Origin of the sequence: Neobacillus phoenicis, from assembly GCF_047302305.1 — a bacterium.
GTDB lineage: Bacteria > Bacillota > Bacilli > Bacillales > Cytobacillaceae > Neobacillus.
The window spans coordinates 4,172,830-4,193,462 of sequence record NZ_CP154847.1 but is presented as its reverse complement, the minus strand read 5'-3'; the positions used below and the strand labels follow the sequence as shown (position 1 = coordinate 4,193,462).

18 protein-coding genes are annotated in these 20,633 nt (G+C 40.7%); 17 read left to right on the top strand and 1 reads right to left on the bottom strand.

From position 1 onward, the window contains the following. Positions 1–39: 39 nt before the first annotated feature. The 12 genes from lspA to pyrE all read left to right on the top strand — a co-directional run bounded on the left by lspA (position 40) and on the right by pyrE (position 13,478). A complete protein-coding gene (gene lspA / locus AA0X95_RS21480) occupies positions 40–531 on the top strand; it encodes a signal peptidase II (RefSeq protein ID WP_413301418.1) in 492 nt (163 codons plus the stop codon). Beyond that, a complete protein-coding gene (locus AA0X95_RS21475) occupies positions 503–1,414 on the top strand; it encodes an RluA family pseudouridine synthase (protein WP_413301416.1) in 912 nt (303 codons plus the stop codon). The genes lspA and AA0X95_RS21475 overlap by 29 nt, the downstream gene beginning before the upstream one ends. A gap of 373 nt (positions 1,415–1,787) precedes the next feature. Then, complete coding sequence (pyrR, locus tag AA0X95_RS21470; RefSeq protein WP_413301414.1) at positions 1,788–2,330, top strand: bifunctional pyr operon transcriptional regulator/uracil phosphoribosyltransferase PyrR; 543 nt, start codon at positions 1,788–1,790, stop codon at positions 2,328–2,330. A gap of 173 nt (positions 2,331–2,503) precedes the next feature. Then, positions 2,504–3,811, top strand: coding sequence for a solute carrier family 23 protein (locus tag AA0X95_RS21465; protein ID WP_413301412.1), 1,308 nt, complete (start codon positions 2,504–2,506; stop codon positions 3,809–3,811). Between the two features lie 161 nt (positions 3,812–3,972). After that, positions 3,973–4,917, top strand: a complete 945-nt coding sequence (locus AA0X95_RS21460) for an aspartate carbamoyltransferase catalytic subunit (protein WP_413301410.1) — start codon at positions 3,973–3,975, stop codon at positions 4,915–4,917. Continuing rightward, positions 4,877–6,163, top strand: a complete 1,287-nt coding sequence (locus AA0X95_RS21455) for a dihydroorotase (protein WP_413301408.1) — start codon at positions 4,877–4,879, stop codon at positions 6,161–6,163. The genes AA0X95_RS21460 and AA0X95_RS21455 overlap by 41 nt, the downstream gene beginning before the upstream one ends. Then, complete coding sequence (locus AA0X95_RS21450; RefSeq protein WP_413301406.1) at positions 6,160–7,251, top strand: carbamoyl phosphate synthase small subunit; 1,092 nt, start codon at positions 6,160–6,162, stop codon at positions 7,249–7,251. The genes AA0X95_RS21455 and AA0X95_RS21450 overlap by 4 nt, the downstream gene beginning before the upstream one ends. Continuing rightward, entirely contained in the window at positions 7,244–10,453 is a 3,210-nt protein-coding gene (gene carB, locus AA0X95_RS21445) for a carbamoyl-phosphate synthase large subunit (protein WP_413301404.1), read from the top strand. Before AA0X95_RS21450 ends, carB begins: the two co-directional genes overlap by 8 nt. After that, positions 10,450–11,223, top strand: a complete 774-nt coding sequence (locus AA0X95_RS21440; protein WP_413301402.1) for a dihydroorotate dehydrogenase electron transfer subunit — start codon at positions 10,450–10,452, stop codon at positions 11,221–11,223. Before carB ends, AA0X95_RS21440 begins: the two co-directional genes overlap by 4 nt. Next, the gene (locus AA0X95_RS21435) at positions 11,220–12,161 is read left to right on the top strand and encodes a dihydroorotate dehydrogenase (RefSeq protein WP_413301400.1); all 942 of its coding nucleotides are present in this window, start codon (positions 11,220–11,222) and stop codon (positions 12,159–12,161) included. Before AA0X95_RS21440 ends, AA0X95_RS21435 begins: the two co-directional genes overlap by 4 nt. Further along, on the top strand, positions 12,133–12,849 hold the full coding sequence (pyrF, locus tag AA0X95_RS21430; RefSeq protein WP_413301398.1) for an orotidine-5'-phosphate decarboxylase: 717 nt from the start codon (positions 12,133–12,135) through the stop codon (positions 12,847–12,849). The genes AA0X95_RS21435 and pyrF overlap by 29 nt, the downstream gene beginning before the upstream one ends. Further along, positions 12,846–13,478, top strand: a complete 633-nt coding sequence (pyrE, locus tag AA0X95_RS21425; RefSeq protein ID WP_413301396.1) for an orotate phosphoribosyltransferase — start codon at positions 12,846–12,848, stop codon at positions 13,476–13,478. Before pyrF ends, pyrE begins: the two co-directional genes overlap by 4 nt. A gap of 36 nt (positions 13,479–13,514) precedes the next feature. Here pyrE and AA0X95_RS21420 read toward each other — a convergent pair whose 3' ends face one another. Continuing rightward, positions 13,515–15,227, bottom strand: a complete 1,713-nt coding sequence (locus tag AA0X95_RS21420) for an NFACT family protein (RefSeq protein ID WP_413301394.1) — start codon at positions 15,225–15,227, stop codon at positions 13,515–13,517. Between the two features lie 377 nt (positions 15,228–15,604). Here AA0X95_RS21420 and AA0X95_RS21415 point away from each other — a divergent pair, with 377 nt between their 5' ends. The 5 genes from AA0X95_RS21415 to rpoZ all read left to right on the top strand — a co-directional run bounded on the left by AA0X95_RS21415 (position 15,605) and on the right by rpoZ (position 20,422). Then, positions 15,605–18,283 carry a calcium-translocating P-type ATPase, SERCA-type gene (locus AA0X95_RS21415; RefSeq protein ID WP_413301392.1) on the top strand — a complete coding sequence of 893 codons (2,679 nt, stop codon included), beginning with the start codon at positions 15,605–15,607 and terminating at the stop codon, positions 18,281–18,283. Between the two features lie 98 nt (positions 18,284–18,381). Continuing rightward, positions 18,382–19,257 (top strand): YicC/YloC family endoribonuclease, encoded by an 876-nt coding sequence (locus tag AA0X95_RS21410; protein WP_413301390.1) that lies wholly within the window; start codon positions 18,382–18,384, stop codon positions 19,255–19,257. 58 nt (positions 19,258–19,315) lie between these two features. After that, a complete protein-coding gene (remA, locus tag AA0X95_RS21405) occupies positions 19,316–19,579 on the top strand; it encodes an extracellular matrix/biofilm regulator RemA (RefSeq protein WP_413301388.1) in 264 nt (87 codons plus the stop codon). 11 nt (positions 19,580–19,590) lie between these two features. Then, a complete protein-coding gene (gene gmk / locus AA0X95_RS21400; protein ID WP_413301386.1) occupies positions 19,591–20,205 on the top strand; it encodes a guanylate kinase in 615 nt (204 codons plus the stop codon). A 1-nt stretch (position 20,206) separates the two neighbouring features. Then, positions 20,207–20,422 (top strand): DNA-directed RNA polymerase subunit omega, encoded by a 216-nt coding sequence (rpoZ, locus tag AA0X95_RS21395; protein WP_413301384.1) that lies wholly within the window; start codon positions 20,207–20,209, stop codon positions 20,420–20,422. Positions 20,423–20,633: the final 211 nt, after the last annotated feature.

The window sequence follows — 20,633 nt, the reverse complement described above, 5'->3', positions numbered from 1 at the left end:
TTAAGAAGTAAGTCAGTTTAGGCTTGGGGGTATTTCTTAGTGTTTTATTACTTAATCGCACTTTTTGTTATTTTATTAGATCAAATTACAAAATGGTTAATAGTAAGCAAAATGAACTTAGGTGACAGTATTCCTATCATTGATAATATTTTGTATATCACTTCTCACCGAAATCGTGGTGCCGCCTGGGGGATATTACAGGGGCAAATGTGGTTGTTTTATGTTATTACAATTATTGTCATTGTCGCAATTATGTACTACATTCAGAAAGCAGCAAAAGGAAAATGGTTATTAGGGGTATCCTTAGCCTTAATGTTAGGCGGAGCAATCGGAAATTTCATTGACCGGGTTGTTCGCAAAGAAGTGGTGGACTTTATTCACACCTATATCTTTACCTACAATTTTCCCGTGTTTAATATTGCTGACTCGGCTTTAGTCGTTGGTGTCGTTGTATTAATGATTCAAATGCTGCGTGAAGAGAGAGAATCAAAGGAGAAATTACATGGAGAAAATGGAACACACCATTCTTGAGGAGCAAAAAGGTGACCGCATTGATAAGGTTATTTCTAGCCTCAACGAGGAATGGTCAAGATCGCAAGTTCAGCTATGGATTAAAGATGGGAATGTCCTCGTTAATGGGCAAACCATTAAAACTAATTATAAATGTAGTCTTAACGATAGGATTGAAATTACGATTCCTGACCCAGAAGAGTTGGATGTCCTGCCTGAGGATTTAGGATTGGATATTTATTATGAAGATAGTGATGTATTAGTTGTTAATAAGCCAAGAGGTATGGTGGTTCACCCTGCTCCTGGACACATGACAGGAACATTAGTAAATGGCTTAATGTTTCACTGTAAGGACTTGTCAGGGATTAATGGTGTCTTAAGACCTGGAATTGTTCATCGAATCGATAAAGATACCTCAGGTCTCTTAATGGTGGCAAAAAATGATATGGCCCACGAAAGTCTTGTAAATCAATTAGTTGAAAAGACGGTAACTCGTAAATATAAAGCGATTGTACATGGTGTGATTCCGCACGACTTTGGTACCATCGATGCTCCGCTAGGAAGAGATCCAAAAGAGCGTCAAAGTATGACGGTTGTTGATAAAGGAAAGCATGCAGTTACACATTTTCATGTTATTGAACGATTTAAGGACTTTACTTTTGTAGAATGCCAATTAGAGACAGGCAGGACCCATCAAATTCGTGTTCACATGAAGTATATTGGCTATCCGCTAGCAGGAGACCCAAAATATGGACCGAAAAAAACATTGGATATTGACGGACAGGCTCTACATGCAGGTATCCTTGGATTTATTCATCCAAGAACAAATGAATATTTAGAGTTTGAAGCCCCACTTCCTACAGATTTCGAGCAGGTTCTTGAAAAATTGCGAAATAATCGTTGACGGGAAGATGAAAATCAAGTAAGATGACTATAGTTAAATAAGCCCTTTAATTCGGTCCCGTGAGGCTGAGAAGGAACGGTTAATGATGTAGGCTTACTATGCCTATATCTAAAAAAGTAACTCGTCAACCTCTCGCCAAAACCGGTGAGAGGTTTTTTATTTTGACTGTGTTAAAGATTACTGTTGGTTTTTATAGACAATGTTGATTGGAGCGGAAGGCACGAAGACTCCTGCGGGAGTACGGGGCAGGGGAGACCCCGCAGAAGCGAAGCGACGAGGAGGCTCCCCGCACGCCCGCGGAAAGCAAGTGCCTGGAGCGGAAATCAACAAACAAGTTTAACACAGCCTTTATTTTAATAAAAGAAGGTGTAACATGAATCAAAAAGCAATCGTTCTTGATGAGCAAGCAATAGGGAGAGCACTAACAAGGATTGCACACCAAATTATTGAAAAAAACAAAGGTATTGAAGAATGTATCCTTGTGGGAATCCGTACAAGAGGCATTTACTTAGCGAAACGACTTGCTTCAAGAATAGAAGAAATCGAAGGTAATCCCATTCCAGTTGGTGAGATCGATATTACCCTTTATCGAGATGATTTATCGAAGAAAACCGAGAATCAAGAACCACTTGTTAAAGGATCTGATATACCAGTTAGCATAAGCGATAAAAAAGTCATCCTTGTTGATGATGTGTTATATACAGGCAGAACCGTAAGAGCGGGTCTGGATGCTTTGATGGATATTGGACGTCCAGGAGCCATCCAGCTGGCAGTCTTAGTAGACAGGGGACATCGTGAACTTCCCATTCGAGCAGATTATGTTGGGAAGAATGTTCCAACATCAAGCGAGGAAAAGATTGTAGTTGAATTAGCAGAAGTAGATAAGATTGATCAAGTAAGCATTTTTGACAAATAAATAGCACCCTTTTTAAAGGCAGTCCTGTGAGGCTGACAAAGGGGAAAATGCCGTTAACAGTTTTATTTAGGCATATCCAAACCCTCTTTGTACCCGCAGTGGCAAAGAGGGTTTTTTTTATGCCGAAAGGTAGACAATAAACATAAACGAAATAAAAATAGGGGAGAAAATAAATGAACAATAAACCAATCCTAGACGTAAAAGATATTCCAAAACCTACCCAATGGCTTACATTAAGCTTACAGCACTTATTCGCAATGTTTGGGGCAACAATTTTAGTACCCTATCTTGTAGGCTTAAGCCCAGCCATTGCGCTAATCTCAAGTGGACTTGGAACGTTAGCCTTTTTATTAATCACAAAAATGCAAGTCCCAGCTTACCTAGGTTCATCATTCGCCTTTATTGCACCGGTGATTGCAGCCAAAGCTGCAGGGGGACCAGGAGCAGCGATGGTTGGCACATTTATGGCAGGCATTGTTTATGGAATCGTTGCCTTGGTTATTAGTAAGGCGGGACACCGCTGGATTATGAATTTACTTCCGCCGATCGTGGTGGGTCCAGTAATTATCGTAATTGGATTAGCGCTTTCAGGAACAGCTGTTGGGATGGCAATGAATAACCCTACTGGAAAGTACAGCATGCTTCATTTCTCTGCAGCTCTTGTTACCTTAGCTGCAACGATTATCTTTTCGATATACGCTAAAAAAATGTTTAGTATTATTCCAATATTAGCAGGAATTATTGTGGGATATATATACGCTTTAATCATAGGGATTGTGGATTTTACACCAGTATTGAAAGCACATTGGTTCGAAATGCCGCAATTTATCATTCCTTTTGTAAGCTATAAAGTAAAATTCACATGGGATTTAGTAGCATTAATGGTTCCAGTAGCAGTTGTAACTTTGTCAGAACACATCGGACATCAGCTTGTATTAAGTAAGGTGGTTGGACGTGACTACATTAAGGAGCCAGGACTTCACCGTTCCATTCTTGGAGATGGAACAGCAACAATTATTTCAGCTCTAATTGGTGGACCGCCAAAAACAACTTATGGTGAGAATATTGGTGTCCTCGCAATAACACGGGTATACAGCGTGTATGTCATCGCAGGAGCAGCAGTGCTGGCTATCATCTTCGGATTTATTGGGAAGGTAACTGCATTAATAAGTACAATTCCAACCCCTGTTATGGGGGGCGTATCCATCCTTCTGTTTGGAATTATCGCATCTTCAGGATTAAGGATGTTAGTAGACAGTAAAATTGATTTCGGTGATAAACGTAACCTAGTGATCTCTTCCGTCATTCTGGTACTAGGAATTGGAGGAGCAATAGTCAAACTTCCTTTTAATATTCAAATTCAAGGGATGGCATTAGCTGCAATCATAGGAGTACTGTTAAACCTGATCCTTCCTGGCAGACAACCTGCTGAAGAAAATATGTTTGAAGAAGAAATTAACATTAATAAAAAATCTGCATAATAACTACATTGGAACCTTTTAAAGGAAGTCCTGAGAGGCTTATAAGGGTGTAATTACTTAAAAACCAAGCTCATTGTCTTGGTTACTAAGTATGGACGTTACTACACCCTAATCATGAGATTAGGGTGTTTTTATAGTAAAAATGAGAGGCGGGATCTTGAATGTTAAATCACTTGTTGACCACTAATGAATTAAAGGTGGAGGAGATTAATCAAATCTTAACAGATGCTCATAATTTTAAAGCCGGCATGAAGTGGCAACCAAAAGAGCAAATGTTTACTGCCAACTTATTTTTTGAAGCAAGCACACGCACAAAAAGCAGTTTTGAGGTGGCTGAAAGAAGGTTGGGTCTAGAGGTCATCCCATTTGAGGTACTGACCTCCAGTGTACAAAAAGGGGAGACACTTTACGATACAGTGAAGACATTAGAGGCAATCGGCGTAAACACGATTGTTATCCGTCATGATCAAGATCGTTACTTTGATGAACTGGTAGGAAAAGTTAACATTCCCATCATCAATGGTGGTGACGGATGCGGGCATCATCCCACACAATCACTTCTCGATTTGATGACTATCCAGCAAGAGTTTGGCCAATTTAAGGGAGTAAGAATTGCCATTATAGGAGACATTCGTCATAGCAGAGTGGCCAGGTCCAATGCTGAAGTGCTGACAAGGCTTGGAGCAGAGGTGATATTTTCGGGACCGGAGGAATGGTTTGATCACCGTAGTGTAGATATATCCAGGTATAGACCTGTTAATCAGGCAATAAAAGAAGCAGATGTTGTCATGCTTCTCCGCGTTCAACATGAGCGGCATCAACAAAAAAGCAGCTATACTGCAAATGAGTACCATAAACAATATGGGCTTACCTTAGAAAGGGAAAAGATGATGAACTCCCACAGTATCATTATGCATCCTGCACCGGTTAATAGGAATGTAGAAATAGCTGATAGTCTTGTAGAATGCAAGCGTTCAAGAATTTTCAAACAAATGGAAAATGGAGTATACATCCGAATGGCGGTTATCAAAAGGGCAATTGAGAGTCTTGAAGGGAGAAAAAGAAATGAAACTACTTATTCAAAACGCATGTTACAAAGCATTTAATGGAGAGAAAAAACAAGCTGATATATTAATAGAAAATGGAACAATTACAAAAATAGATACAAATATTGATGCATTGGTGGACAGAAAAGTAGATGCAGCTGGGAAGCTAGTGTCCCCAGGGTTTGTAGACTTACATGTACATCTTCGGGAGCCTGGCGGCGAAAAAAAGGAAACAATCGCAACCGGTACGCTTGCTGCAGCAAAAGGTGGTTTTACAACCATTGCTGCCATGCCAAATACGAGACCGGTCCCTGACACCAAGGAACAGTTGGAGTGGCTCCAAGGTCGAATTCAAGAGACAGCAAATGTAAGAGTATTGCCATACGCATCAATTACAACTAGACAACTTGGCAAGGAACTTACGGATTTTGAAGCACTAAAAAAAGCAGGAGCTTTCGCCTTTACGGATGATGGAGTAGGTGTTCAGTCAGCAGAAATGATGTTTGCCGCCATGAAAAAAGCTCGTGCGGTAAATATGGCAATTGTCGCGCATTGTGAAGAGAATACACTAATTAACAAAGGTGCTGTCCATGAAGGCTCATTTTCAGAAAAACACGGACTGAACGGTATTCCTTCTGTGTGCGAGTCGGTACAGATTGCCAGGGATGTCTTATTGGCTGAAGCAAGTGGCTGCCATTATCATGTTTGTCATATCAGTACAAAAGAATCTGTACGTGTGGTTAGAGATGCAAAACGAGCAGGTATTAAAGTCACTGCGGAAGTAACACCGCATCACCTATTATTATCACAAGATGATATTCCAGGGCTTGATTCTAATTATAAAATGAACCCGCCGCTTCGGGACAACGCAGACAGGAAGGCTTTGATTGAAGGACTGCTCGATGGAACAATTGATTTTATAGCAACCGATCATGCCCCACATACAGCGGAGGAGAAAAGGGATGGAATGATGTTAGCGCCATTCGGTATTGTTGGATTAGAAACGGCGTTCCCGCTTCTTTATACAGACCTCGTGTTAAAGAAAATCATTTCACTAGAGCAACTGATTCAATTCTTAACAATAAAGCCTGCAGAAGCATTTGGCCTTCCATATGGAAAAATAGAAGTTGGATCACCTGGAGATCTAGTCCTAATCAACTTAGATGAGGAACAAGTGATTAACTCTAATGAATTTTTATCAAAGGGTAAAAATACGCCATTTGGTGGCTGGAAATGTAAGGGATGGCCAGAGATGACAATCGCTGGAGGGCAAATAGTTTGGGAAAAAGGATGTGTACTAGCATGAAAAAGCAGCTGATATTAGAAGACGGTACGATATTTATTGGAAAAGGGTTTGGCAGTGATACAGAAACCATTGGGGAAGTCGTATTTAATACAGGAATGACTGGCTATCAAGAAATTCTTTCGGATCCATCCTACTGCGGACAAATTGTGACCCTTACCTATCCGCTTATTGGGAATTACGGGATTAATCGTGATGATTTCGAATCGATAAACCCAGCAGTAAAGGGCTTTATTGTGAAGGAAGCAGCGGATTTTCCTTCCAATTGGAGAAGTGAATATACTTTAGCAGAATACTTTGAAATGAAAAAAATCCCGGGGATTGCAGGGATTGATACAAGGAAGTTAACAAGAATAATTCGTCAATACGGTACCTTAAAGGGTGCAATTTGTGGCATAGAAAAAAATCCAGAGGAAGTTTTGAAGCACCTAAGAGAGACATCTTTACCAACCAATCAAGTAAAGCAGGTATCAACTAAAAATGCTTATCCGAGCCCAGCACGTGGAAAAAGAGTAGTCCTTGTAGATTTTGGAATGAAGCATGGGATATTACGAGAACTAAACCAGCGTGACTGTGATGTGGTTGTAGTTCCTTATCATACAACGGCTGATGAAATACTTCAGTTGCGTCCAGATGGGATTATGCTTTCAAATGGACCTGGAGATCCAAAGGATGTTCCTGAAGCTATTGATATGTTACAAGGGGTTTTAGGGAAGGTTCCTCTTTTTGGAATTTGCCTTGGTCATCAACTATTCGCACTTGCATGTGGGGCTAATACCGAAAAAATGAAGTTTGGCCATCGTGGTTCTAATCACCCGGTCAAAGATTTATCTACCGGAAAAATTGCAATAACATCACAAAATCATGGCTATACGGTTGAAGAAGATTCGATAAACGATACAAGACTAGCAATCACTCATATTGCCGTAAATGATGGAACTGTCGAAGGACTTAAACATTTAGATTATCCCGCTTTTACTGTCCAGTATCATCCGGAAGCCTCACCAGGACCAGAAGATGCCAACGGACTATTTAATCAGTTTCTTGCAATGATGGAAGAGAACAAACAGGAGGTTACAGCAAATGCCTAAACGTAAAGATATTCACTCCATTCTAGTAATTGGTTCAGGACCTATCGTCATTGGTCAGGCTGCAGAATTTGATTATGCAGGTACTCAGGCTTGTATCGCTTTAAAGGAAGAAGGCTATCGTGTCATTCTAGTAAATTCTAATCCTGCCACGATCATGACGGATACAGAAATTGCAGATGCGGTTTATATTGAACCATTGACAGTAGAGTTTGTTAGCCGAATCATTCGTAAGGAACGTCCAGATGCTCTATTAGCAACTCTTGGCGGACAAACAGGTCTTAATCTTGCAGTTGAATTATCAGAATCTGGGGTTTTAGCGGAATGTGAAGTAGAAATCCTAGGCACCAAACTTTCAGCCATTAAACAGGCAGAAGACAGAGAACTTTTCCGCAGCTTAATGAATGAATTAAGTGAGCCGGTTCCAGATAGTGAAATCATCCATGAATTAGCTGAGGCGAAAGTGTTTGTTGAAAAGATTGGCTTCCCAGTCATTGTTCGTCCTGCATATACTCTAGGTGGGACAGGAGGAGGCATTTGTCATAACCCTGAAGAATTGGAGGAAATCGTTACAAGCGGTTTAAAACACAGCCCAGTGAATCAATGTTTACTTGAAAAAAGTATTGCTGGCTTTAAGGAAATTGAATACGAAGTCATGCGAGACGGTAACGATAATGCAATTGTCGTATGTAATATGGAAAATATTGATCCGGTGGGCGTACATACCGGTGATTCGATTGTAGTTGCCCCTAGTCAGACTTTAAGTGATCGAGAATACCAGCTTCTTCGGAATGTTTCACTAAAAATTATCCGCGAGTTAGGGATTGAAGGAGGCTGTAATGTTCAGCTTGCTTTAGATCCAGATAGCTTTAACTATTATATTATCGAAGTTAATCCACGTGTTAGCCGTTCTTCGGCACTAGCCTCAAAAGCTACGGGCTATCCAATTGCAAAGCTTGCTGCAAAAATTGCTGTGGGCTTAACACTTGATGAAATGTTGAACCCTGTTACGGGTAAAACTTACGCCAGCTTTGAACCGGCTCTTGATTATATCGTAACGAAAATACCAAGATGGCCGTTTGATAAATTTGAATCAGGTAATCGCTCATTGGGAACCCAAATGAAAGCAACAGGAGAGATTATGGCAATAGGCCGTACGTTTGAAGAATCCCTGTTGAAAGCCATTCGCTCTCTTGAGGCAGGCGTGTACCATTTCGAATTAAACGGTGCAGAGGAAATTGATAATGAATTACTCGAGAAACGGATACGTAAAGCAGGCGATGAACGGCTTTTTTACATCGCAGAAGGGCTAAAACGTGGAATTACCATTGATACTATTCATCAATGGAGTAAAATAGATTTATTCTTCTTGAAGAAAATGGAAGGAATCATTGAGCTTGAAAGACAACTAGCAATGAATCCACTAGATCAAGAAGTTTTAATTGAAGCAAAGCAAAAAGGCTTTACCGATAATAAAATTGCTGAGCTATGGAATTTGACTGATAAAGATATTTATAACCTGCGGAAGCACAGTGGTATTGTCCCAGTTTACAAAATGGTCGATACCTGTGCGGCAGAATTTGAATCAGCAACCCCGTATTACTATGGAACGTATGAAGAGGAAAACGAGTCCGTGGTAACAAAAAGAAAAAGTGTCATCGTTCTCGGCTCCGGACCAATCCGCATTGGGCAAGGAATCGAGTTTGACTATGCTACCGTTCATTCCGTAAAGGCGATTAAAGAAGCAGGTTATGAAGCAATTATTATTAACAATAACCCGGAAACGGTATCAACGGATTTCAGTATATCGGATAAGCTTTACTTTGAACCGCTTACGATTGAAGACGTCATGAGCATTATTGAGTTAGAAAGACCAATTGGTGTAGTGGTTCAGTTTGGTGGGCAAACAGCAATCAACCTTGCAGCTAAGCTTGAGGAGAACGGTGTGAAAATTCTTGGAACGAGTCTTGAAGACTTAGACCGTGCGGAAAACAGAGATAAATTTGAACAAGCACTTGAACAGCTAAATATTCCACAGCCACTAGGAAAAACAGCCTTATCAGTTGAAGAAGCTTTGGTGATTGCGAACCAAATCGGTTACCCAGTTCTTGTCCGTCCGTCCTATGTCCTTGGCGGGAGAGCGATGGAAATAGTCTATCATGAAAATGAATTGCTTTATTACATGAAAAACGCAGTAAAGGTTAATCCAGAACATCCAGTTTTGATTGACCGCTATCTAACTGGAAAAGAAATTGAAGTGGATGCCATCTGTGATGGGGAAAATGTATTGATACCTGGAATCATGGAACATATCGAGCGAGCAGGAGTCCATTCAGGTGATTCGATTGCAGTGTATCCTCCTCAAACACTATCTGAAGATGTGAAGAAAACACTTGTTGAATACACAGTAAGACTGGCAAAAGGCTTGAACATCGTTGGATTGTTAAATATTCAATATGTATTGTCTCAGGGCCAAGTGTATGTTCTCGAAGTTAACCCGCGTTCTAGTCGTACGGTACCATTCTTAAGTAAAATAACCCAAGTACCAATGGCCAAGATTGCAACAAAAGCTATTTTGGGAGTTTCAATAACCGATCAAGGTTATTCAACTGGACTGGTTCCAGAGAAATCAGGTGTGTATGTAAAGGTTCCGGTTTTCTCATTTGCGAAGCTGAAAAGTGTGGATATTACCTTAGGACCGGAAATGAAGTCTACAGGTGAGGTAATGGGTAAAGACATGACCCTTGAAAAAGCTCTTTACAAGGGATTGGTTGCTTCTGGTATGAACATTCAAAAGTTCGGTACTGTATTGTTTACTGTCGCTGATAAAGATAAACAAGAAGCACTCAAGCTAGCTAAACGTTTTGCGTCAAACGGATATCGCTTAATGGCAACGAGCGGTACGGCAACTGTTTTAGAGTCAGCAGGTCTACAGGTGAAAGTGGTTGGGAAAATAGGTTCAGAAGGAAAAACACTATTAGATGTCATTCATCATGGGGAAGCCCAATTCATTATCAACACTTTAACCAAAGGGAAGCAGCCGGAAAGAGATGGATTCAGAATTCGCCGTGAAGCGGTTGAAAACGGGGTTCCTTGCTTAACATCTTTAGATACGGCAGATGCGATCTTAAAGGTGGTTGAATCAATGAATTTTTCAGCAGAAGCAATGGCTGTAGGGGAGAAAAAGGAGGCAGTTTTTGCATGATTAGAAAAGAATTATGCAAAATCATCAGCCAAGATGAAATTGCCAAAGATATTTATGAGCTTGTTGTCGAAGCGGAATTGGTTAATGAAATTACCGAACCAGGTCAATTTGTTCATATACGGGTTTCAAATAGCTGGGACCCATCTTTACGGAGACCAATCAGTATTTCTTCCTACGATAAAAAAAGGAAACAGTTGACAATGATTTATCGGAAAGAAGGGAAAGGAACATCACTACTCGCGAAAATGAAACCTGGGATGAACCTTGATATTCTGGGTCCGTTAGGAAATGGTTTCCCGGTTGATGAAGTGAATGCAGGAGAAACAGCACTATTAGTTGGCGGCGGGATTGGTGTCCCGCCTTTATATGAGCTGTCAAAGCAATTGAAGGCTAAAGGAGTAACCGTAATTCATATTCTAGGCTTCCAGTCAGAGTCTGCTGTATTTTATGAAAATGAATTTGTGAGAAATGGAGAAACTTTTGTGGCGACTGTTGACGGTACGTATGGAAGAAAAGGGTTTGTCACTGATGTGATGAAAGAAGTAAACTTTGACACTATTTATACTTGCGGACCTACCCCGATGCTTAGAGCCATTCAACAAAATTATCAAGATAAGAAACTATTTCTATCATTAGAAGAGCGGATGGGTTGTGGAGTTGGCGCATGCTTTGCCTGTGTTTGCAAAAAAGCGGATGATCCACAGGGAGTTTCATATAAAAAGGTGTGCAGTGAGGGGCCTGTATTCCGTGCCGGGGAGGTTGTCATATGAGTCGATTAAACATAGAATTACCAGGCTTAACATTGAAAAATCCTATTATGCCTGCATCTGGCTGCTTTGGATTTGGCAGGGAGTATAGCCAATTTTACGATTTGAGTGAACTAGGGGCTATCATGATTAAAGCGACTACAACTGAACCTAGATTTGGAAATCCTACTCCTAGAGTGGCTGAAACTTCTGCTGGGATGCTAAATGCAATCGGGCTTCAAAATCCGGGTTTAGAAAAAGTCTTGTCCGAGGAACTGCCCTGGCTTTCTCAGTATGATGTGCCGATTATTGCGAATGTGGCAGGCTCGCTAGAAGAAGATTATGTAAACGTTGCGAAGGAAATTTCGCAAGCCCCCAATGTACATGCCTTAGAGCTAAATATTTCGTGTCCAAATGTGAAAACAGGAGGCATTGCATTTGGGACGATTCCTGAAGTGGCTAAACAATTAACGAAGAAGGTAAAGGAAGTTTCAGAGGTTCCTGTCTATGTAAAGTTATCGCCAAATGTGACAAACATTGTTGAAATGGCTAGGGCAGTTGAGGACGGTGGAGCTGATGGCCTAACCATGATTAATACCTTAATTGGCATGAGATTGGATTTAAAAACAGGCAAACCGATTTTAGCTAATGGGACTGGCGGTTTATCTGGGCCAGCCATTAAACCAGTAGCGATTCGAATGATCCACGAGGTAAGTCAAGCGGTATCCATACCCATTATTGGGATGGGAGGGATTCAATCTGCCGAAGATGTAATTGAATTCTTTTATGCTGGAGCAAGTGCGGTTGCAGTTGGAACAGCGAATTTTGTGGATCCATTTATTTGTCCAACGATTATTAAGGAACTGCCAGACCTTTTAGACAAACTAGGGTTTGATCATATTAGTGAATGTAGAGGAAGGAGCTGGATGAGGCATGAACAACTCGCTTATCATCGCGCTTGATTTTTCAAACAAGCAAGAGGTAGAGCAATTTTTACAGCCTTTCACTGGGAAAGAGTTATTTGTAAAAATTGGAATGGAATTGTTTTACCAGGAAGGTCCTTCAATGATTGCGTTTTTGAAAGAAAAAGGACATCGTATTTTTCTAGATTTAAAGCTTCATGATATCCCAAATACCGTGAAAAGCGCGATGAAAGGCCTTGCCCGACTGGAATGCGACTTGGTTAATGTTCATGCAGCCGGTGGGAAAGAAATGATGGAGGCGGCATTAGAGGGGTTGGAGGCAGGGACAGCTGCAGGACACACTCGACCTGCTTGTATTGCCGTGACGCAGTTGACAAGTACCTCTCAGGAACAAATGAACAGAGAACAACTGATTCCTGTCACGTTAGAGGAATCAGTGCTTCATTACGCAGCAGTAACGAAAGAAGCAGGACTTGATGGAGTAGTTTGTTCAGCATGGGAAGCTGCTGCTATTCGTGAAAAGCTAGGCTCAGACTTCTACACCGTGACGCCAGGAATTCGAATGGTAACAGAAGAGGTAGGCGATCAAAAACGGGTTGCCACACCAACTTTTGCTAAGATTGCAGGAGTAAGTTCCATTGTTGTGGGACGTTCCATTACAAGGGCTGTTGACCCGCTAGCAAGTTATGAGCTTTGGATGCAAGAATGGAAGGGAGTAAGATTATGAAACATTACATCGCTGAAAAACTATTAGAAATCAATGCAGTTGCATTAAAACCACAAACGCCATTCACTTGGACCTCTGGACTTCGGTCCCCCATTTATTGTGATAATCGGTTAACACTCTCCTTTCCATCCGTAAGGAAAGACATTGCCTTAGGGTTGAAAAAACTCATTCTTGAAAACTTTCCTGATGCAGAAGTAATTGCGGGAACAGCTACTGCAGGGATCCCTCATGCTGCATGGGTGAGTGACCTTATGGATTTACCAATGTGCTACGTTCGTTCAAAACCAAAGGGACATGGGAAAGGGAATCAAATTGAGGGAAAGGTAGAAGAATGTCAAAAAGTAGTCGTAGTAGAGGACTTGATTTCGACTGGAGGTAGCGTCATTACGGCAGTTCAAGCATTACGGGAAGCGGGCTGTGAGGTGCTTGGAGTCGTATCTATCTTTACATATGGGCTTGAAAAAGGGAAAGAAGCCTTTTCTCAAGAGGGCATTATAAGTAAATCATTAACTGATTTTCCTACATTAATAGAGGTTGCGGTGGAAAAAGGCTATGTTAACAAAAGCGACCAAGTCAGCCTCCTTGAATGGAGAAAGGCCCCTTCAGTATGGAGCAAGAGGTTTGAATAAGATGAAGAGAAAAAACCCCGGAAAACCGGGGTTTTACTAATTTTTCTTTAGTTTCAATACCATTTCCTCATCAGGAGTAACATAAACCGTCTGTTGGTTGTCATAAATGACAAAACCTGGTTTTGCGCCACTTGGTTTTTTTACATGGCGAACCTTTGTAAAATCAACCGGTACGGAGCTTGAATTTCGTGCTTTGCTGTAATAAGCAGCCAAACCGGCTGCCTGCCTAATGGTTTCATCAGAGGGTTCCTTGCTGCGAATCACCACATGAGAACCAGGAATGTCCTTTGTATGAAGCCAAATTTCATCTCTAGCAGCTAGCTTATTGGTTAAATAATCATTTTGCTTATTGTTTTTTCCGACAATGATGTCTGTTCCATCAGAAGAGACAAAGTGATCCAAAACCGGCTTAGCATTCTGGATTTTCTTGCCGTTCCTTTTCTTCCGGTCACGGATATAGCCACCCTCTACAAGCTCCTCACGAATTTCTTGCAAATCCTTTGGAGAGGCTGCAATTACTTGTTGCAATAAATTATCAAAGTAGGCTACTTCTTCCTGTGCTTTTTCAATTTGCTCCGTTACAATGGCTACCGCATTTTTTGCCTTTTGGTACTTAGAAAAATATTTTTGGGCATTTTCAGAAGGTGTTTTCCTTGGGTCTAACGCGATAGCAATCGTACCACCGTGTTCATCATAGTAATTGACCACTTCTATTTCCTTCATGCCCTTTTTCGCTGCATAAAGGTTAGCAGTTAATAGTTCACCATAACGCTGAAATTGATCTGCTCGCTCAGCGTCCTTTAACGTATCCTTTAGCTTTTCAATTTTCTTTTCATTCTTTTCTTTCTCATTAGTAATAAACCGTTCGATATCATTCCCTTGCTGTTTGACCCGGTCTCGTTCCGCCTTACCGAAATAAAAACGGTCAAGCATTTCGCTAAGGGTAGGATAGCTCTTTGTTTCCCCATTCAAATGCTCAAGTGGAAATAAATAAAAGGCTTCTTTTCCACCACTGGCAATAATGGAAGGAGAAATAGTATCAGAATCTATTCTTTTTATTAACCGAGTGAAGGTCGAAGGAACGGTCGTGCGATTTGCCAGTCCACTTTGGAAAAGTACCTCTTTAGCAAAAAGGGGGGAAGTACCGGCAAAATGCTCAACAAGCTGTCGGTCAATCCTTCCACTATTAAAATCGACCACCCGTAAAACATCCTCTTCATTCGTTGTAAAGGGGTTCACCTTATTTTGTTCTGGAGGGAATACGTATGGTTGTCCTGGTAAAATCGCTCGATGACTGTTAACAGCAAAGGAAACATGTTTAATACTATCAAGGATGACATTCCTTGTTTTATCCACTAAAACAATATTGCTATGCCTTCCCATAATTTCAATAATTAATTGTTTATAGCTAATATCACCGATTTCATTTCGACCTTTTATTTCAAAGATAATCATGCGGTCGGTTTCAACTTGATATAAGTCTTCTAATATATAGCCTTCGATATGCTTTCTAAGCAACATACAAAACATTGGAGGTTCGCTTGGATTTTCATAGGCCTCGTTTGTCAGTTGTACTCTTGCGTAGCTTGGATGGGCTGAGAGGAGAAGTTTTTGATTGACTCCATTTGCCCGGATTGTAAGAATTACTTCATTTTTATATGGCTGATGAACTTTGTTGATTCGACCACCTTTTAAGGCGCGAACAAGCTCAGCAACCATTGCTTTTGTAAATAAACCATCAAATGACATGGAAAACATCCTTTACACTTTCATATAAATTGGTACTGTTAAACTTGCCTGTTGATTTCCGCTCCAGGCACGAGCGGTTCGCGGGGTGGTCCGGGAGCCTCCTCGTCGCTCGCTCCTGCGGGGTCTCCCGTGACCAGCTACTCCCGCAGGAGTCTCGTGCCTTCCGCTCCAATCAACATAGTGCCAAATTAGCAATAAGCTCTTTTACATAGCCAATAAATTAATTATATCCTATTATTTTCAAATCTGTCGCATTTAGCGTTTGTTAATAGGTTGGGTTTTAACTAATTCTTTCATCATATCATAGCATTTTTTGGGACGACCCTGAATAAGCTTTCCTTAGAGTATGTCAATAAAGGGGGAAGTGAGATGGTCGGATGAAATTCCATGAAATGAAGATAGAACAAGTAGAAAAGGCCTTAGAAACCGACTTTTCTTCTGGATTATCACAGGAAGAAGTAAAAAAACGGATTGACCAGTATGGGTTAAATGAATTAGAAGAAGGAGAAAAGCAATCCGCTTTACTCTTATTTTTTAGTCAATTTAAAGATTTTATGGTCTTAGTCCTTCTTGCAGCTACCTTGATATCCGGATTATTAGGCGAATATATTGATGCAATTGCGATTATCGCCATCGTCATTATCAATGGTTTTCTTGGTTTTTTCCAAGAACGTCGGGCGGAAAAATCACTCCAGGCGCTAAAGGAATTATCTGCTCCACAGGTGTCTGCTCTCAGAGATGGTCAGTGGATTAAGATTCCTTCAAAAGAAATTGTCGCTGGTGATATATTAAAGTTTAGCAGTGGAGATCGGATTGGCGCTGATGTCCGTGTAATTGAGTCAAAAAGTTTAGAAATTGAGGAATCTGCTCTTACGGGTGAATCTGTGCCGGTTGCTAAACATATTGACAGTTTAACCAATCCAAACCCTGGAATTGGGGATATGGAAAATATAGCTTTTATGGGTACGATGGTAACTAGGGGAAGCGGCATTGGAGTTGTCATTGCGACTGGTATGAAAACCGCTATGGGGCAAATTGCTGATTTACTCCAAAGTGCAGAATCGCAAGACACTCCATTACAACGTCGCTTGGAGCAGCTAGGGAAAATATTAATAACTGTTGCCTTATTGCTGACGGTCCTTGTGGTGGTTGTCGGGGTATTACGTGGACATGATTTATATGAGATGTTCTTAGCAGGGGTTTCTTTAGCTGTAGCAGCCATTCCAGAGGGACTGCCTGCAATCGTGACGGTGGCATTATCACTTGGTGTACAGAAGATGATTAGGCAAAATGCGATTGTTAGAAAGCTGCCTGCAGTTGAAACACTTGGTTGCGCCTCTGTTATTTGCTCTGACAAAACAGGAACAATGACCCAAAATAAAATGACGGTAACGCATTTGTGGAGCGGTGGACAAACTTGGACTGTAGACGGGGTTGGCTACGAGCCGCAGGGCCAGTTTTACCGAGACGACCGAACCGTACAGCCTAAAGATGAGAAAGCCTTACAGCAAATGCTGATTTTTGGTATGTTATGCAATCATTCAGATCTAGTGAGAAAGGATGATGAATTTACGCTGGACGGAGACCCAACAGAAGGCGCCTTATTAGTAAGTGCAATGAAAGCAGGCTTTGAAAGGACAAAGCTATTAGACGAATTTACGATTGTGAACGAATTTCCGTTTGATTCTGCAAGAAAAATGATGAGTGTTCATGTAAAAGATAAACAAGGCAGGCATTTTATTATTACAAAAGGTGCCCCAGATGTCATTTTAGGGATTAGTGAATCAATACTATGGGATGGACGGACTCAATACTTAAATAGGGAGTCGCAAACTAAGGTCCAGGATGCAATCAATGGTCTTGCTTCACAGGCACTTCGGACAATAGCTATTGCTTTCAAACCGATATCTACAAACACCGTTATTTTAAGTGAACAGGAAGCAGAAAAACAGTTAACATTCATTGGGGTTCAAGGAATGATTGACCCACCAAGACCTGAAGTAAAAGATGCCGTGAAAGAATGTAAAGAAGCTGGTATCAAAACGGTAATGATTACGGGAGACCACGTGATTACAGCAAAAGCAATTGCTTCCCAGCTAGGCATTTTAACTAAGAAAAGCAAGGTGTTGGATGGAAAAGCTTTATCTGATATGTCAGTGGAAGAACTTGAGGAAATCGTCGATGATGTTTCTGTTTTTGCAAGGGTTTCTCCAGAGCATAAATTGAAAATTGTTAAAGCCTTACAAAATAGGGGACATATTGTTGCCATGACAGGGGATGGAGTAAATGATGCTCCTGCAATAAAAGCAGCGGATATCGGCGTATCCATGGGAATTACAGGGACAGATGTTGCCAAAGAAGCTTCGGCGCTCGTCTTGCTCGATGATAATTTTGCTACGATTAAAGCTGCGATCAAAGAAGGCAGAAACATTTATGAAAACATTCGTAAATTTGTCCGTTATTTACTAGCATCCAATGTTGGTGAAATATTAGTTATGTTATTTGCAATGATTTTGGCATTGCCGCTTCCTCTCGTGCCAATCCAAATCCTTTGGGTTAATTTGGTAACGGATGGACTTCCGGCTATGGCACTGGGTCTCGATCGACCAGAGGAAAATGTAATGAAACGAAACCCAAGAAGCCCTAATGAAGGTGTGTTTTCACGGGGATTAGGTTGGAAGGTTGTATCAAGGGGATTCCTGATTGGGATTGTCACCTTATTATCATTTATGCTTGTTTATGGTAATAATCCTAGTCAGTTGCAGTATGCACAAACAGTTGCATTTGCGACACTCGTAATGGCTCAGTTAATTCATGTGTTTGATTGTCGCAGTGAAAAATCTGTCCTTTCAAGAAATCCATTTGGGAATCCATATCTAGTTTGGGCGGTTATTTCATCATTATTGTTAATGTTTGTTGTTATTTACTATCCACCATTGCAGCCTATTTTCCATACACTGCCGATTCTTGCGAAAGATTGGTTGCTAATTGTAGGATTATCCTCTATTCCAACTTTTTTACTAGCAGGAACATTTTTATTAAGAAAAACAAAATAAAGTATGTTATAATCCAAAAGGTAATAGATGCCACTCTATTACCTTTTGTCTTTTTTAATAAAAAGCCGATCATTTCTCAAGGATTGGATGTGCAAGTGATGGTTATTAGTATGACAGGCTTTGGCAGAGCTAAGACGGAATCGCAGTTCTTTTCTGTAAATGTAGAAGTCAAAACGGTAAATCACCGATTTTGCGAAATGAATATTAGAATGCCAAGGCAGTTATTAAAAATAGAAGATAAATTAAAAAAGAAATTAAGTCAGCAGATTCGACGTGGACGAGTAGAGGTTTATGTCAGTGTAGAGGGTGAGGGAGTCGTCACCCGGAAGGTTCACGTGGATTGGAATTTGATTGATGAATATTATCAATTTATAAATGAAGCACAAAGCAAATATGGGGTTGAAGGAACCGTAACGATTCACGATTTGCTTGGTCGAAGTGACCTTTTACATATTGAAGAAAGCGAAGTCGGCAACGAAGAACTCGAAAATTTAGTTCTAACTGCTACGGAAGAAGCTGTTCAATTATTACTACAAATGAGAATGGCTGAAGGGGAAGAAATAAAAAAAGATCTGATTGCCATTTTAGCACAACTAGAAAATGATGTTTTTGAGCTTCAGAAATATGCTCCTCTCGTTGTACAATCCTTTAAGGAACGTCTGACGAAAAGAATGCAGGAGTTCTTAAATGGCCAATTGGACGAAACAAGAATATTAACTGAAGTAGCCGTGTTTGCTGATAAAGCGGATATTAATGAGGAAATCACTCGTTTAAAAAGTCATATTCAACAATTCTTGCAGACGTTAAAAAGTCAGGAACCGATTGGGCGAAAGCTAGACTTTCTTGTTCAGGAAATGAATAGAGAGGCTAATACCATTGGTTCAAAAGCGAATGACTCAAACATTGCGAAACAAGTGGTTGAAATCAAGAGTTTACTTGAAAAATTGAAGGAACAGGTTCAAAATATCGAATGATTTGTTTAGAAACTGTTTACCACGGTCAAAATATATTATTGATGATTGGATGATGACCATGTCGATTAAATTAATTAATATTGGATTTGGAAATATCGTTTCGGCCAATCGGATTATTTCAATTGTTAGCCCCGAATCTGCACCAATAAAAAGAATTATTCAAGACGCCCGTGACCAGGGGTCCTTGATTGATGCTACATACGGTAGACGTACACGTGCTGTAATTGTCATGGATAGTGACCATGTCATTCTGTCAGCTGTACAGCCAGAAACGGTTGCTCATCGATTATCTGACCGTGATGAAACTATTGATGAAGGGTAGGATTCCTAATAATGCAGGAAAAAGGATTACTGATTGTACTTTCAGGGCCATCTGGTGTTGGAAAAGGAACGGTACGAAAAGAAATATTCTCTCATCCAGATACAGCTTTTGAATATTCTATATCGATGACAACTCGCTTACCACGTGAGGGTGAAGTGGACGGCATAGATTATTTTTTTAAATCAAGAGAAGAGTTTGAAGCGTTAATTGAGCAAGGGAAACTTCTAGAATATGCAGAATTTGTTGGGAACTATTATGGCACTCCTGTGGATTATGTTCGTCAAACCTTGGATGCTGGCAAAGATGTATTTTTAGAAATTGAAGTAAAAGGTGCTAGACAGGTACGAGAAAAGTTCCCAGAAGGGCTTTTTATTTTCCTTATGCCGCCAAGCCTTTCTGAATTAAAAAATCGGATTGTCACTAGAGGAACTGAAACAGAAGATATCATTCATAATCGTATGCTCTCTGCTCGAGAGGAAATTGAAATGATGGAACTGTATGATTATGTGGTTGAAAACGACCAAGTGGAACGTGCATGTGAACGTGTAAAAGCAATCGTTACTGCAGAGCATTGTCGTAGAGAACGTGTAGAGCATCGCTATAAAAAATTATTGGAGGTTGAATAGAATGTTATATCCTTCTATCGATTCATTACTTGAAAAAATTGATTCCAAATACTCACTAGTTTCCGTTGCGGCGAAGCGTGCACGCGTAATGTCGCAAGTCAGGGACGAAAGATTAGCGAAATACGTTTCTTATAAACATGTAGGTAAGGCGCTAGAAGAAATTTATAGCGGAGAGCTTACTTACCGTATAAGCAAAAAAGATACAACTGCTGAATAAAAAAGATAAGCGAACAGACATAAACATGAATGAAGGCCTGACGACAAAGGAAATTCCTTACGTGTCAGCCTTTTTTATTTGGCTTTCACGATAATATTGTTATTTTTGCACGCTGGTGATTGGAGTGGAAGGCGCGAAGACTCCTGCGGGAGTACGGGGCAGGGGAGACCCCGCAGGAGCAAAGCGACGAGGAGGCTCCCCGGCACGCCCG

Coding starts and splice junctions, on each gene's coding strand:
- AA0X95_RS21410 (WP_413301390.1), top strand. CDS start 18,382: ATGGTTATTAGTATGACAGGCTTTGGCAGAGCTAAGACGGAATCGCAG.
- AA0X95_RS21415 (WP_413301392.1), top strand. CDS start 15,605: ATGAAATTCCATGAAATGAAGATAGAACAAGTAGAAAAGGCCTTAGAA.
- AA0X95_RS21455 (WP_413301408.1), top strand. CDS start 4,877: ATGAAACTACTTATTCAAAACGCATGTTACAAAGCATTTAATGGAGAG.
- AA0X95_RS21435 (WP_413301400.1), top strand. CDS start 11,220: ATGAGTCGATTAAACATAGAATTACCAGGCTTAACATTGAAAAATCCT.
- AA0X95_RS21475 (WP_413301416.1), top strand. CDS start 503: ATGGAGAAAATGGAACACACCATTCTTGAGGAGCAAAAAGGTGACCGC.
- AA0X95_RS21460 (WP_413301410.1), top strand. CDS start 3,973: ATGTTAAATCACTTGTTGACCACTAATGAATTAAAGGTGGAGGAGATT.
- carB (WP_413301404.1), top strand. CDS start 7,244: ATGCCTAAACGTAAAGATATTCACTCCATTCTAGTAATTGGTTCAGGA.
- AA0X95_RS21440 (WP_413301402.1), top strand. CDS start 10,450: ATGATTAGAAAAGAATTATGCAAAATCATCAGCCAAGATGAAATTGCC.
- rpoZ (WP_413301384.1), top strand. CDS start 20,207: ATGTTATATCCTTCTATCGATTCATTACTTGAAAAAATTGATTCCAAA.
- AA0X95_RS21465 (WP_413301412.1), top strand. CDS start 2,504: ATGAACAATAAACCAATCCTAGACGTAAAAGATATTCCAAAACCTACC.
- pyrF (WP_413301398.1), top strand. CDS start 12,133: ATGAACAACTCGCTTATCATCGCGCTTGATTTTTCAAACAAGCAAGAG.
- remA (WP_413301388.1), top strand. CDS start 19,316: ATGTCGATTAAATTAATTAATATTGGATTTGGAAATATCGTTTCGGCC.
- gmk (WP_413301386.1), top strand. CDS start 19,591: ATGCAGGAAAAAGGATTACTGATTGTACTTTCAGGGCCATCTGGTGTT.
- pyrE (WP_413301396.1), top strand. CDS start 12,846: ATGAAACATTACATCGCTGAAAAACTATTAGAAATCAATGCAGTTGCA.
- pyrR (WP_413301414.1), top strand. CDS start 1,788: ATGAATCAAAAAGCAATCGTTCTTGATGAGCAAGCAATAGGGAGAGCA.
- AA0X95_RS21450 (WP_413301406.1), top strand. CDS start 6,160: ATGAAAAAGCAGCTGATATTAGAAGACGGTACGATATTTATTGGAAAA.
- AA0X95_RS21420 (WP_413301394.1), bottom strand. CDS start 15,227: ATGTCATTTGATGGTTTATTTACAAAAGCAATGGTTGCTGAGCTTGTT.